Raw genomic sequence first — 15,270 nt, 5'->3', positions numbered from 1 at the left:
CATCGTATCAATTTCGATTGCCGGATTTGCTTATTGCATCAATAATCGTAGCGGAGCGATAAAAAAGGAGCCGCCCCGGCGATGTACGCGCGGGAACGGCTCCTTGCAGGTGTTTACTTGGATTTGCCCTTGGCCGGCTTCAGTTCGATGGCATTGCCCTTCCCGGCGTAGTTGTAGACGTTAAAATACCCTTCCGCCGCAATCGGATTGTCCGGTTCGGCATCCCACTCGTTCAGGACGACCCTGGAGCCCGACTTCAGGATAAACCGATTCCCTCCCTCGCCCCTGATGACGCCGATCTCGATCTCGTATTCATGCCCGGCCTGGAATGCCGTGTTCGGAACGATCCGGACCATCTTCTGTCCCGGCTTCCAGGTCTGGAACTCGATCTGGTCCTCCTTAATAACGACGAGATATCCCTTGTTGCCGTTCACCCATGTCGGATCGCCGGTCCGGTCGGAACGCAGCGCGAAGCCGTACCAGCCGCCGTCGTACGCGCCGAACTTGGCTTTGAACTTCAGCAGCTTGCTGCCGAACTTCTGTCCCTCGTAGCCATACACGCCATCTCCCTTTATGCGTACCTCGCCTTTGTGAAAATCAACGGCGTCCGAGTCCGTCCAGCGCTTCTTGTCCTTTAATGCTTTCTCCAGCGACTGAACCGGATAGTTCGGCCAAGGCCGAACCGTAACGACGGCCTCCGCCTTGATCCCTTCATTCTCGGCGGAAGCCGCCGTAATGACCGCCTTGCCCTTCTTATGCGCGGTAACCGTGCCCTTATCGTCCACGCTCGCGACGGCCGGATCGCTGGAGGTCCATTTCACCCTTCGGTTGGAGGCGCCCGGCGGCTCGACCGTGGCCGTCAATTCTTGGCGCTCGCCCATATCCATCGCCAACGCGGTTTGATTCAGCCCGATTCCCGTGACCGGCTCCCGTACGAGCGACAATTTGACGTCGTCGAACTGCATCGCCGTGAAGCCCTCCACGTAGAAACCGACTTTGCCGCTTGGACTGTGGGTCGGGTTAGCGCCCTGCAGTCGCAGCTCTCCGTCGACGTAAAGGCTGACGCTCGCCCCTTGGACGACGAGCTTGATCGCGTATACCCGGTCGGCAAGCAGATCGTCCGCCGGGAGATCGACTTGCTCCAGCGTTTGCCATTGCGAGTCGAAGAGCGCCCACTGAGAGCCCACCGCTGTCTTCTTGTAGAAAACATATCCGCTTCCGGCGGCTCCGCTTCGCTCGTACATGAGGAAGTTCGCGCCGATCGGCATATCTGCGGGCGTCTTGAGCTTGTACTCCAGCACGTAATCGGCGTACTCCCGCGACGATTGGGCATTCGCGCCTCCGACGATCCGGTACCAATGGTTGCCTTCGGCATCCTCGGCGATGCTTCGATTGGGATCTACCGGCCAGCCGTTGCCGCCATTCTCGAAGTCGGTGAAGTCCATGACCCCGTCCCCGTTCGCGACGGTCAATTCGTACGAAGCCGCAAGTGCCGGATTCGCGGCCGATACCGCCGTGACCACCGTCGTCCCCGGGGCGAGCGCCCGGACTTTTCCGGCGGCGTCCACGGTTGCCACGGACGGGTCGCCGCTGTCGTACGTCACCGCGGCGTTCGTCGCGTTCCACGGAATCGCCTCGGCGCGGACGATCTTCTCCTGGCCCAATTCGAGCGTCACCGCGCCGGAAGGAAACGCGATATCGACGACCTCCACCACATCCGGCGCATGGGAGATGCCTACCTTCCCCTGCGTGCCGATCTGCTCGAACGGAATGTCGACGAAGCCCGGGATTTGGCTGAATACCGCGGCGTCGTCCTTCAGGCGAAGGTCACCGGCGGCCAAGTTCTCGAAGCCCGGGTCCGAAGCGGTCACCCAGTTGCCGGCGTAATTCAGCAGATCGTGCACATCCCTCGCGCCTTGCGCGTTCACCTCCGAAGACCGCTGCAGCGACGGATTGTACACGACGTTGTTCGTGAAGTCGTTGCTGTCCGGGTAATACCGATTCTCCGTGAAGAAGTTCGCCAGCTCCGGATACTTGGTCAAATACGGCGTGCCGACAAAATCGTCGTAGCGATCGAACAGCGCGTGCCATTGCGGCATGTAGTCCGCGTCGATCTTGTTGCCGGGCGCGTTGCCCATGAACATCTCCTGGTTGTCGAACGGAACGTAGGTATCGATGAACAGGTTATTGTCCGCCTTGATATAGGAGCCGGCGTTGCTCTTGATCGCGGCGTTCCCCATCTTGTAGAAAATGTTCTGTTCGATCTTCAGCCCCATGGTGAGGTTGTCGGGATATACGCCTTCTACGCCGGGCATGTTTTCCCCGATATGGTGAAAATAATTGCGTCGGATGACCGTTCCCCTCTCCTGCGGCGTGGAGCCGGCGTTCATATAGATCGCCCCGAGATCGGAGAACATTTTGCAAATGTCGTAAACTTCGTTGTTTTCCACCAAATGGTCGTTGCCGTAAATGAGGAAGCCCGGGTGCGGTGCGTCGTGAATCTCGTTGCCGATCGCCTGGTTGCCCACGCCCCGCAGGGCGATGCCGGGATTGTAGGCTTTGTTGTAGTAAGCGAAATCGTGAATATGGGAATTGGACACCTTGTTGTTCCCGGGCTGCAGCGTCGTCGCGCTGCCGCCGTTCAATGTAACGGCCAGCGCGCCGATATGGTGAATGTGGGTGCTGTCGATCAAGTGGTCATGGCCGTTCAGCTCTGCGTCAGGCACCGGGTCCATGTGGCGGGACGGGACGTTGACGAACACCGCGCCGCCGGAGAAGTTCGAGATATCGGCGTGCGAGATCGTCACATGGCTGCCCCCGATGATAACGGCAGCCGTGTCCCGGCCGTAAGTCATCGTCAATTCCTCAAAGCGAACGTAGGACGCGCCGCGGGTGACGATCATCGGGTCCTTCAGCGTCGTCACCGTGATGTCGCCATGCCCGGCCGCAAAAGCCGCATTCGGCAGCAAATACAGCATGCCGTTCGTCCGGTCGATGTAATACTCGCCCGGGGCATCGATCTCTTCCAGCAAATTCTCGGCGAAATGGAAATCGGGATACCAGTTCTTCTGAATGCCGGACATCTCCCCGTACCGCAACGTAATCGTCTTGTTCGCGGGGTCGATGGAAGCGATCTTATTATAGGACCATTCCCAGCTGTATCCGAAAATACCGTCCAGCCAAATATCGTCCGCTTGCGTCCAGAACGCGGGACGATCGTATCCGTACTTGAACGTGCCTCCTCTCTCCTGCAGATCCGGATCGTCCACGGTAGGTCCGGGGTCGACGATATCCCCCATCTGCACCGTGCTCTCGTTCGGCCAGCGTGCCAGCGTCATGCCTTGCCCGTCGATATACAGCTCCATTGGCGGCAGCAGGCTGATGTCGCTCGCTTTCCAGTACCCGTGCCTGCTGATTTGCCCGTAATCGGTCAGGCCGTGGGCGGCCAGATCGAATGCCACGACCTTGCCGCGCGCGACCGGATCGATGATTCGCTCCAGCACGGATGGATCGGTAACGGCTGCGAAGCCGGACCGCTCCAGATTCGTGCCCCCGGACAGCGTGACTGTCTCGCTGGGATAAGCGCGGTACACGATCGGGGAATCGGCCGTGCCCGAATCCTGTTCCGCCAGCTCGAACGTCGAGCTCCTCGGGTACGTGCCTTCCCGCAAATACACCGTTACGCCGCCGTCGGGCAGCCCACTGCCGCTCTTGAGCGAGCGAACGGCGTCCCGCGCCGCCTCGAGCGTCCGGAACGGATCGCTCTCTCCGCCGGAATTGGAATCGCTTCCATTCGGCGCCACATAAAACGCCGTTCCCGCTTCTTCCTCCGCATGCCCGCTCGGCGGCGGCCACACCCCGAATAACAATCCGACAGCCAGACAAAATGCCAGAATCCGCTTGCTCATCACCTTCACACCTTTCCGTGTTTTAGTGCGGCCTTGCGGTTATTATTCTGGCAAATGAAGGCTTTGCAAACTATGCTAAAAACGCGATTTCGTCACAAGCGGCGTATCAGATTCCGAACATCGTATCAAAACCCCGCCGCTTCACGACGACTTCTCCCCTTCCAGCGTCGCGTTCATCCGGAATTCCTTCGGCGTGATGCCGAATCTCTTCTTGAACAAGGTGATAAAATAGCTCGCATTGTTGAAGCCGAGATAATCGGCGATCTCCTTGACGCTGAAGTCGCTGCCGAGAAGCATATCCCGCGCCTTGTCCAACCGGTATCCCGTGATGTAATCGCTTACGGATACATGCTCGCACTGCTTGAAGATACGGCCGATGTATGCCGGCGACATCTTGAAGTTCGCCGCGATGGACTGCAGGCTGATATTAACGTCGAGCGCGTTTTTCTCTACGAATTCCTTCATGGCGGCGACGATAATCTTGCTCTTGTCTTCCTTCTGCGCTTCCCGCTCGGCCTGACATACTTGCTCCAGGAAGCGCTCGATCTTCTGCCTCATCTCCGCCAGCGTATCGGACCGGATCACTTTGTTGCCCAGTGTCTGCATCTCGACCGAATTGAAGTGAGAAGCGAAGACGGGCTCGCGCAGCACCCGCTTGATGACAAGGACCAGCTGCTGAACCGCGAATGTCATATAGTCGTAAGGGAACGTGGCGATTGCTTCGAACCATTTGTCCAGGGCGGCCTGGATCGCTTTGAGATCGCGCGCGCGTATGCCCTCGCCCAGCTTCTTCTCCCATTCCAGCGGGATGGCGGCGTCCTGACGATACATATTGTCCGCTACGTCCGCCGAAGTGATGATGGAGCCGGCACCGAACAGCAGGCGGTACATCAGCTGCTGCACCGTCGCGTGATAGACCCGGCTTATCGACATTCCGTCGGTCACGGGGTCGCTTACGGCCGCCGAGAACGTCCTCCGATAATATTGGCGGCATGTCTCGATCGCTTCGGCCAGACATTCGCGCAAGGCGGCGGAATCCGCGCTCACAGGCGCGCGGGTGATCACGACCATAAAATCGTTCTTCATATCGAGCACGCGAACCGGACACGACCGCGAGAGCAACTCCTCCGTAATGTTGCCGACCGCGAACCGGTACAGATCGTCCGCAACGGCCGGCAGGCCGCCGGACTGCGGCAGGGGATCGAGCGCGAGCACGGCCAATTGCCAAATCCGTTCCTCCCCGCCATTCTCCTCGAACAGGCCGGGATACGCCTCGCCGCACGTTTTCAGCTCCTCCTCGGTGATGGATTCGCTGTCGGTGAGCCATCGCCTCAAAAAATAATCGTTCACGATCTGTTGATTGCGGCTCTCGTCCCGGTAGGCCAGTTGAAGCTTATGAAGCGTCAGCTCGTACACGCCGGAGATGAAGCCCATCTCATCCTGCGTCTTCGAAATCTCCTCACCCGTCCCCGAATCCGGCGAATTCCGCTTGAACAGCTCGGTCAACCGGCCGATCGGCTTGTACAACCGGTTCGCGATGGCAGCGGACAGCACGATCGACGCAGCTAGCGCCAGACCGATCAGGATGAACGAGATGTCCCGGAATGATTCCACGCGGCCCATCACCTGGTCGTACCGCAGCGCGCTCACGATCCGCCAATCGTTGAAGCCGATGCCCGTCTCGGAGATGAAGTATTTCTCCCCATTCAGCCGTCGGACGGAGAAGGGCTCCAGTTCGTCCGGCTGCCCGGCCGCGATGATCTCAGACAGCTGCCGCCGTTCCGTCTCGCCGAGCGCCGCGGAGCCCTCGCCGCTGTATGCCAGCGCCTGCCCATGTTGAACGAGCAAGACGCCCCCGTCGCGATGGTCGGCAAGTTCATTCAGATTGGTAATATTGTCGAATATCCACTGGGGCCGGATGTTGACGATAACGGCGTTCGGCACTGAACCGTTCGACGGATGCCCCTCCAGGACGAAAAAGGAGAACAAATCCACGTTCGGACTCGACTTGTCCGTCCTCATCGGGACCAGCCGGCCGCTCGGGGAACGTTCGGCTTCCTGCAGCCGGTCCAGCGTCATCTTCTTCAATTCCGGCAGATGATCGCGCGTCCAGGGGCCGGAACCTCCGACATACAGCTGTCCGCTTGCGCCGCTGTACACGGAGATCGAATCGACAAAAGAGGTGGAATCGGCGACCGTATCCAGCATGCGCAGCGTCTGGAACTTCGTGAACGGGTCGGGCTCCCGGGCGTTCATCAAATAGATCATGCTCTTATCGAAGCTGATCATGATCGCGATATTCTGCACGATTTGATTCAAATAATTAATGTTGTATTTGATTTGGGACAGTACTTTCTCGTTGGCTTCCTTCTGGGTTTGCAGCACGATGTCTTTGGAATAGAAGTAATACGAGAAGGAGAACAGAACGAGCATCCCGACGACGGACAGATTAAAGTAGAGCAGAATGCGCTGCAAATAGCGGCGGCTTCGAAGCAGACGTAGGATACCCATAAGAGGGAACGCCCCCTTATTTTTGTTTGACCTTATCATGGTAGTTTTCGGGAGGGGGTGTCAAGATACAAAAAATGCGAATCATACGAAAAAACGCATCCGGAAGCGTTCCGGATGCGTTTTCGGCGGATAGGGCAGTCGGTATTACAGATTCTGTTGCGTAATGTAGAGCGACTTGACCGCCACTTGGTTTTTCTTCGAGGCGGAAGCTCGCATTTTCATCTTGAGAATTCGTTCGTTTCTCGTCTGCCCACTTCCGAGCTTCCGCTTGTTTCATTTTCACCAGCTTCTGAAGTTCATGGAAAAATGCGATCACTTTCTATTAACTATAAGGCAACTCTTTTCGTTGCGACTTCTTCTTGGAATGTCTTGTCATGTTCTACAAAAACCATGGTTGGATTAAAGCTTTTAATAAGCTCTTCAACTTGCATTCGCGAATAAACGTCGATAAAGTTTAGCGGCTCGTCCCAAATATATAAATGGGCTTTTTCGCATAAACTTTTGGCGATAAGCAACTTTTTCTTTTGTCCGCCGGAATAGTGGGATATATCTTTTTCAAACTGAATACGGTCAAAATCCATCTTTCGTAGAATGGATTTAAATAATGGTTCGTCAATCTGATTTTCTTCAATAAAAGCAGATAACTTTCCTTTTAAATGAGAGGTATCTTGCTGTACATAAGAAATGACAAGGCCTGAACCAACGTTCAAAGTACCCGTATGCTGGAGTGAATTCCCTAGGATTAGTTTTAAAATACTACTTTTCCCGCTACCATTCTTTCCATCAAGCACAACTCGGTCTCCTGCTTCAACACTAAAACTGATTGGCGTATTAACCAATTCACCATCGTACTTAACAGAGACTCCCGTTAACTGAATGAGTTCTTTAGATTTGTAATTCAATGGCTCTAATTGCAATGACACGGTTTTTTCTACGTTTTTTAGCAGCGCCGACTTTTCTTCTATCGCTTTATTTTGCCTGGATTCCAGGTTCTTTGCGCGTTTCATCATTTTTGCTGCTTTATGTCCGACATAACCCTTGTCTAATTTAGAACCGGAATTCGTTGTACCGTTTTTGGAAGCCTCTACTTTATTAGACCAATTGGCCGATTGTTTTGAAGATTGTTGTAGCCTTCCAATGTCTTTCTGCAACCGCTCGTTCGATTTTTCCTCATGTTCCTGCTGTCTATCGAAATTCAGCTTCCAAGAAGAATAATTACCGCTTTGAACTTCTATATTGGCTTTGTTTATCGACAAGATATGATCGACGCAGCCATCCAAAAAGTTTCTATCATGCGATATTAATATAAACCCTTTTTTTCTTTTCAAATAATTAGAAACGATCTTTCGTGCAGCGGTATCCAAGTGATTGGTCGGCTCATCAATTAATAAAAATTTCCCTTCACCCAAGAAAAGCGCAGCCAGCAAGACTTTCGTTTGTTCCCCGTTGGATAACGTTTCGAAAGGTCGATACATCACTTCAGCTTCGACATCTAAATAAGATATTTCCCGAAGAAACTCCCAATCTTCCGCTTGAGGGCATATCTCTTCTAATATTTCATACGTGAATCTGCTTTTATCCGAAACCGGATATGGAAAGTAATTAAATTCTACCGAAGAAATAATATTTCCGCTGTACTCGTATTTTCCTAATAACAGATTGAAAAAAGTTGTCTTGCCTCGGCCGTTGCGGCCAATAAACCCAAGCTTCCAATCCGTATCTATTTGAAAACTAACATTTTCGAAAATATTATCAAAGCTGCTAGGATATGAAAACGTCAGGTTTTGTGCATGTATCATTGACATAGTAGATCCTCCTTTTTATAAACGCATACTGATTTATAAAAAGTCGGCTGTATCCATTTATTCTCGTTTACTCCGTATAAGTTCAATGGCTACAAACCGACTTATACGGAGTCAATCATGCGTAACAACTGTGTCCGAAGTCATCTTGCCCCTCCTTTATTGCTTGTTATGTCCGTACAGTTGACCGCAGGCTGCATCGATGTCCGTTCCGAATTGCATTCGTACCGTGACATGAATTCCCTTTGACTTTAAGATCCTGACAAAACCTTGAACCCGTTCCTTGTCCGATTGTTGAAAGCTCTCGGGCGTCACGTCCGTTGCATTGTAGGGAATCAAATTAACGTGATATAAATGTTCCCACGAACCTCTGCGCTTCAACAAAGCAGCAATGGCTTCCGCGTGCTCGTTAGAATCGTTTTCTCCTCGAAGTAAAATATAGGCAATATATACTTTTCTACCTGTGTCGCGAATATGCTGATCCAACTTGCTAAACACTTCATTTAGCGGATACCGCTTGTTAATGGGCATTAGCTCGCTCCTCTGTTCGTCGAACGGAGAATGCAGCGAGAAGGTCAGGTTAACCTGCGGAAATTCCTTAGCCAGACGACCGATACCCGGCAATATTCCGATGGTGGAAACGGTAATTCTTCGATGCCCCAAGCCAAAGGTTCGCGGATCCGTCAGTATCTTTAACGCGTCGAATAGATGAGGATTGGCTAGCGCTTCCCCCATGCCCATAAACGAGACGCTGTCCAAGGCTTGACCGTTTAAATGAAAGTATAACAATTGATCGGTAATTTCATCAGCCGTTAGATTTCGTTTCAGTCCGATCGTGCCTGTAGCGCAGAAGGTGCAAGCGAATCCGCATCCGCACTGGCTGGAAATGCAGTAAGATTTCCAGCCGCGCTCATAGCTCAGTTGAACGGCTTCTATACGTTCGCCGCCGGCAATGGAAAAAAGAACTTTATTCACTTGACTGGATGTCTTTTGCATCACTGGGGTTACGTTCAATACGTGTTCGCCAAGTTGCTTTACTAATTCGTTTCTTATACTCTTGGGTAGTATGGTCATCTTGTCGTATTCGCCGATTCTTTGCTTGAAGATCGCATCGGCGATTTGTTGGAACCGAAAGGCGGGTTGTTTCCATTCAGACAATAGGCGTTGAATCATTTCGTATTTAGAAGTAGATTTCATGATGCTTTCTCCTCTTAAGCCGGAGAAAAGGCCTTAAGTACCCCATGTCGGATACTTAACATCTACATTAACCAACTACATTAACCGACGCTGCTTGCACCTTCAAGCGCTACGTGCATCTATCGATAGATGGACGACGCTGCTTGCACCTTCAAGCGCTACGTGCATCTATCGATAGATGGATAATGCTCCGGCATCCGTTTATTTTGATCGTGAACCGTACCCACGGACAACGAGCGGTTCACATGAACATTTACGACTTCAATCATTGATTTCGGCCTCCAAATCTAAGCAAAGTTAGCTTACAGTTCGACGATAATAGTACCGCTGTATTCATATTTGCCGAGCAACAGATTAAGAAATGTTGTCTTTCCTTGTCCGTTTCTTCCCGTAAATCCTAATTCCCAATCGGTATTGATTTGAAAGCTTGCGTTCTCGAAGATATCATCGTAGGTATCGTCATATGCAAACGTCAGATTGGTTACATTGATTAATGACATTTGGGATGCTAACCTCCTGAATAAATATAAAAAAGCCACAAGAAAGTTACCTTCTTGTGGCTCAAAGAAATACAGCAAATCCAACCTTAAACAGTGTTGGAATGGGTATATTTAATCGAGTGAAAAGAATAAGTAACTTTCTATGCTGATCAAGAATAAAACAGGCGCGCTGGTTTATTCTTTACAAGGTCAGCTAGAAATATTACATTATTCTCTTCAACTCCAATCGTTTTATTAAATTAGATAATAATATATCATATAGGTTTATACTTTTCAATTATTGAAACCGTGAACTTTAGTCCAGAACTTAATGAATATCCGAACTCAAAGGAGGTCAAGTGTTTTTGACTTTCGATGTGTAGTCCGTGTTTACGCTACATTTTTATTAGTGTTCGCGGAATTTAATTCACACATGTCAAGCGCCGGTACTGGCGCTTTTTTTGCGTCTTTTTTTAACAATAAATCTCTTACGGAAGGGGCATTTCCATGCCATTTGACGGTTTACTAATGTATCGGCTTGCCAAAGAAATCAAAGCAAATCTACCGATGACAATCATAAATATCTCACGAATTTCGGATACGGACATTTTCTTGGTTGGGCGGTCGGATAAGCGCGAACTCGGGCTTATTATTAGCCTTCATCTTCGTGTGATTTAGCTATCCTGCCCGCTTAATACCCCCCACCAGTCATACTTTATTTTCTCAGAACAATTGGAATGAATCGACAAAGGAGATCACAGCACAATATTTTCTAACAACTAGATCACAATCGCAAGGTAATCAAAAAACTCCCTGGCAATGTGAACCAGGGAGTTTTTAATCAACTTTTGTTCAGTGACATTAATGTTGGTGTCTAAAGAATCCAGCAATAACAACGAATTAACGGAGTTTTGCTCAGCTTTATAATTACATTATTGTTGGTGTCTGGGCAACGGCCCTTGTCACCCCAATTACATTAATGTTGGTGTTCAATATTTACATTATAGTTAGTGATCAATTTTAAGCACAATTCTAATACGTTAAGCTAATCAGAATAATTATAATAATCGGAGCGATTCTCTTTAATAACCACTTGAGTTTACTATTACCAAACAAATAATCCTTTTGTAGAACGTATTGCATTGTTATATAAATAATAAAATAAGGCCAGTGAAAAGTGCCCATAATAATCAACACTGTTCCAAATAAAAATGCCGCTTTAAATAAAGGTCCTAAAAGATGGACTGTATCCTTTTCCGGCAAATATTTATACACGAATTCCAGGAGTATATGCATTCCAATAAAGATTAAACTGAGTTCCACATTTAACTTAAAATCAAGTGATGGTAATCCTTTTATGCCACTGATATAGTTACCAACTAACAGACTAATAACAAGCAAACAGCTTATAAAGAAACGGTGTACCGCCTTAATAGCATTATCAACTCTCGCCAACTTCAAGTTTCGTATAAACGACACCTTTTGAAGCTCGAAAACAAGCTCACTATACAATTCTTCTCCAGATAACGAGGACATTTTTGATACATAATCATTTAGAGGCATTTTCAGTTTCACTTTTGGGTCACTTCTAAGGAGTTTAAACAAGTCGGTGTGTGAGTTCATTTCCGCTAAGTAGAACAAGCCTTTAGGCTGAAGGCTACTTTTGTATATATGGCGTGAGGGATTTGATCTTGGATTTATGCTAAGATAGACGAGCCAGATACTTTGAATAAAAGATATTATGCAGACAAGCAGACAACCTAATACAAGTAAAAATTCCGCCCCACTTTTAAGCTGCGATATGTGCTCAACTAAATCCTTCCCAGTTCGAACAATTATTGTACAAATCAACCCCCAAAATGCAACTATTGCCGCAGCTTTTGTATCTGCAAAACGAATTCCATTCTGTGTATCGTCGATGGCCTTATAGATAAAATCCAATTTGTACTTGTACATGTCTTTATCATCAATTTTTGTATTCAGCAAATTGGTTTCTCCTCATAGCAAGATACAGATACTTCTTTGGGTAAACCCAAGCTGCTTACCTCATACCATACTAAGCTAAAACTTTTATTTGTATACGAACAAATGCAAAACACCGGCAACATCGGCTTTTTATAATATGAACTAAAAATGTTCATCATTTTAGTATCCAAAGCGGATGGCTTTAATAAGGCACCCGGAGGACGGGAGTGCCAAGTACCCACGGCAAGCATTTGCTCTTGGGCCTTGGCCATGCTCTCTTTTCGTACAAAGTCCATATCCAAAGAAATATAATCGGGAGTCTGCTTCGAGTGTGGACCCGAAATACCGATATTCTCAATACGTATCCATCCTGGGTTTAATTTACCGTAAAGAAGCCCACCCATTTCAACATTACGGTTTTCCACTTGCTCCTTTAACAACCGAATTACCTGGTTAGTGACGATCATTTTTCTCACAGTTGTCCCCCACCACAAAAACACTCTGATTTGCGGGCAAGTTCTCCGGTTTCATATATCGGTATAGGTTCGTTTTCTCCCCAGTAGATATTAATGAATCCATATGGAAACTTATCATGTTTACAATAATATTCAATTAAAGCAGCTATCTGTGCTGAAAGTAAATTTGTCTTCTCAATAGAGGAAATAGTATGGGAGTTTCCACAAAAGTCGAACGTATGTACAATAGTACGATCAATCTCCTCCATCGCTTTAAATCGTAGCTTTATATCACTTAATGACATATAATAACAATTCAAGCATCCGGTATCTGGTGTTGTCATAACTATATCCTGTAAAATATTTTTAGAAGACATCCAGGCCCAAATAACTGGCTTGTCATACCTTCTATTTACTAAATCTCTAAGAATACGATCAAAAGATTGATTATCTCCCACCACTACAACCAGAATTTCACTCTTAAGTGCTACCTCTGTATCATCTTGCATTACCTCTAAATTATTATATTGATTAAAAATATTTGATAATGCCTCTAAACCATTTGCTTTAGACCTTCCCAAGTAGAAGGATCCCAAAACGTGTGTATCGATATTATGCAACCTCAGCTCGTCTGGATCGCTTATAAATAACTTATATGCGTTTTTCTTTACTAATAGGTTACAAACATAGCCACCTAAAGTACCAATCCCCAGTACTCCAATACACTTAGATATCCCCTCCGACTTAGCAGGCAATGAATCCACGTTCATATACAGCACTTGATTATTAGCAATTACTCCTGTGGACTCATCGAAGCAAGCGCGATCAAGAAGAATCATTATTACCTCTCTCTTACCAGCATCCCCTTTGAACATAATTAACAGCGGGATCGTGAGCTCCTGTTTCTCGAGCAATGATTTCCAATCAAAGTTAACAACGATTGTTTGAAGTAGCTGATAAATTGTTTTAAATTGATAAGCAGCTGGCAATCTAATAAAACGTAGTTTTGAAGTCTGCACATTTGTTTTAGTTAAATATTGAGACCCAATTTGAGACAATCTTTCTCCGGCATTAATAAAAGAAAAATAATGTCTAGTATCATCTTGACTGATTTCAGATAATAAACATTCGCTTCCATCGACAATTTGCTTTCGTTTCTTCAAAGAATGCATTTTGTAGGGCTGATGGTACATGGTTCCTGTATAAATTGTTTTGGGTTCATGTTTTTGCAACTCAACTAGCGCCTTCTCATCAATAAAGAGAGTTTTGCTACTAAGTTGCGGAAGTATACGCCAACTCGGTAGATCTTCATCAACTTTCCATTTTCTCATAACGTTAGATCTCAGCCATTCTAAAATTCTTAGATATATAAATTTCCCTTTGTAGGCATCCTTTGCATTCCAATTATGAAGGCAACAAATGTAAAATTGTGAATCCCTGCTATCCAGAGTAATTAACCATTCATCAATATGCCGCCATGTCTTTGGAATAACCCGGTAGAGTTCCGACTCCTCTTTAATTTTTAACAATCGAATATTTGGCTGTTTGTAAGGGTACCCTTGCAGGGAAATACCGACGGTAATATACATACCGTCGATATCTCCTTTTGCTGGTACTCGCCCTTCAAAAACAGAGCCAGATAGTACGAAACCTAAAGTTTGAAGCTCCGCAATAGTCGCTTCAATCATGTTACCCATGTTGAATTATCTTTTGCTCGCGTGCTATAGTCTGAATCACACTACGAGCCTCTTCTGAGTCATCATATACATTACAGAGAGCAGCAACGTTTTCAATCGTGAGCACTGTTTGTTTATATTCTTTTAAATCAAGCGCGCGGACAGTCCGCTTTTGTTTGATATCATACATTTGCTTCTCGTAAGTTCCTGCGTTTAACACATCTATAGCTTCATTGAATTCCATCAATTCCAGATACTTTTCGCCCACCATGAGCAACCGACCATACTTAGGCGAGTTTTCGATTTGCTTCTTAGCGTCACCGTAGTATCCAAGTAACTTTGCAGAAAAATCAACCTCAAACGAGGTAGCTTTTACTTCTCCCACAGCTTTGAGGATGCCATTGTTATTGACAATTACTCCTTGAGTATTAACGAGAGTATTGGGCGAATATTCCACCCCTACTTTAATATCAAGTAAATTATCCGATTTGATATGTGATTCCTTACCTTTTGATTTTAAAGTTTGCTTCAACTCTTCATTTAATCTGTCGTTACTTTCGAGCACTCTTAGCGCAAATAGAAAAGCCCTTGCTCCTAGGGTCCATTCATCCTGATCTTCAGGTTGCCGGCCACCCATGAGCACCATAAGACCATCACCAGTAATTGAATGAATGTGTCCTTGGTAAAACCGGGCTAACTTAATCCAAATGGAGATCGCATTTTGTTTCATATCGGCAATTTCTGACAGTGTTTCTACTCCAGGATCTTCGAGAAACATTGCCCGGCGTGTAAAATTGCGCAAATCAATAAAAACCGCACAAAACTTAACGTCAGTCACCCGGTTGTTATCAGCAATAAAGTCCTCGTCTTTCTTAAGTTGCTCAAGTAGATAATCAAAGTCAACATGACCGCCAATTTTAAAGTCTTCCTCAAGTTCCTTGGTGATAATCTTTTCTATTTCCGTTTCTTCTGCATTTTTTTGCGACGATGTGTTCAGAACCGTATACAATGGATTAGTCCTGAAAAGATACCTCTCAAATGATTTAGTTATCGACCTATACTTACTACCTTTCATATAACGCCTTCCTCTCGCTATTTTGTGAATTTTTTGTGAAGAAGCAGGATTCAACAAACAGAGAGAGAAATACATAGTGTCGAGTATGTTTTCCCTTGCTTGTAATTAGATTTCCTGCCCAATATGTATACTCCTTTCTTATAAGGCCTACAGTCACAAAAACAGTGACAGATAGGTCTATTATCCTTTCTATTATATGTAA

At 47.3% G+C, this 15,270-nt stretch carries 9 protein-coding genes and 1 pseudogene; all 10 read right to left on the bottom strand.

The features are described from left to right. Positions 1–113: 113 nt before the first annotated feature. The 10 genes and pseudogenes from KB449_RS00885 to KB449_RS00840 all read right to left on the bottom strand — a co-directional run bounded on the left by KB449_RS00885 (position 114) and on the right by KB449_RS00840 (position 15,068). Complete coding sequence (locus KB449_RS00885; RefSeq protein WP_282906545.1) at positions 114–3,908, bottom strand: Ig-like domain-containing protein; 3,795 nt, start codon at positions 3,906–3,908, stop codon at positions 114–116. Positions 3,909–4,049: 141 nt separating this feature from the next. Continuing rightward, positions 4,050–6,419 (bottom strand): AraC family transcriptional regulator, encoded by a 2,370-nt coding sequence (locus KB449_RS00880; protein WP_282906544.1) that lies wholly within the window; start codon positions 6,417–6,419, stop codon positions 4,050–4,052. Between the two features lie 16 nt (positions 6,420–6,435). After that, entirely contained in the window at positions 6,436–6,696 is a 261-nt protein-coding gene (locus KB449_RS00875) for a hypothetical protein (protein ID WP_282906543.1), read from the bottom strand. Between the two features lie 49 nt (positions 6,697–6,745). Next, positions 6,746–8,224 (bottom strand): Lsa family ABC-F type ribosomal protection protein, encoded by a 1,479-nt coding sequence (locus KB449_RS00870; RefSeq protein ID WP_282906542.1) that lies wholly within the window; start codon positions 8,222–8,224, stop codon positions 6,746–6,748. A gap of 156 nt (positions 8,225–8,380) precedes the next feature. Further along, complete coding sequence (locus KB449_RS00865; RefSeq protein WP_282906541.1) at positions 8,381–9,418, bottom strand: Cfr family 23S rRNA (adenine(2503)-C(8))-methyltransferase; 1,038 nt, start codon at positions 9,416–9,418, stop codon at positions 8,381–8,383. Positions 9,419–9,735: 317 nt separating this feature from the next. After that, positions 9,736–9,918 (bottom strand): annotated as a pseudogene (locus KB449_RS00860) (ATP-binding cassette domain-containing protein); the annotation flags it as partial. A 1,011-nt stretch (positions 9,919–10,929) separates the two neighbouring features. Continuing rightward, positions 10,930–11,883: a Pycsar system effector family protein gene (locus KB449_RS00855; protein ID WP_282906540.1), complete on the bottom strand. Its 954-nt coding sequence runs from the start codon at positions 11,881–11,883 to the stop codon at positions 10,930–10,932. Beyond that, positions 11,877–12,329 carry an MPN domain-containing protein gene (locus KB449_RS00850; protein WP_350356263.1) on the bottom strand — a complete coding sequence of 151 codons (453 nt, stop codon included), beginning with the start codon at positions 12,327–12,329 and terminating at the stop codon, positions 11,877–11,879. The genes KB449_RS00855 and KB449_RS00850 overlap by 7 nt, the downstream gene beginning before the upstream one ends. A gap of 5 nt (positions 12,330–12,334) precedes the next feature. Next, the gene (locus tag KB449_RS00845) at positions 12,335–14,014 is read right to left on the bottom strand and encodes a ubiquitin-activating E1 family protein (RefSeq protein WP_282906538.1); all 1,680 of its coding nucleotides are present in this window, start codon (positions 14,012–14,014) and stop codon (positions 12,335–12,337) included. Beyond that, positions 14,007–15,068, bottom strand: a complete 1,062-nt coding sequence (locus tag KB449_RS00840) for a hypothetical protein (protein ID WP_282906537.1) — start codon at positions 15,066–15,068, stop codon at positions 14,007–14,009. The genes KB449_RS00845 and KB449_RS00840 overlap by 8 nt, the downstream gene beginning before the upstream one ends. Between the last annotated feature and the right edge of the window lie 202 nt (positions 15,069–15,270).

Origin of the sequence: Cohnella hashimotonis (assembly GCF_030014955.1) — a bacterium.
In the GTDB taxonomy this organism is placed as follows: domain Bacteria; phylum Bacillota; class Bacilli; order Paenibacillales; family Paenibacillaceae; genus Cohnella; species Cohnella hashimotonis.
The sequence above is the reverse complement of the archived record's forward strand: the minus strand, read 5'-3'. Positions and strand labels throughout refer to the sequence as shown.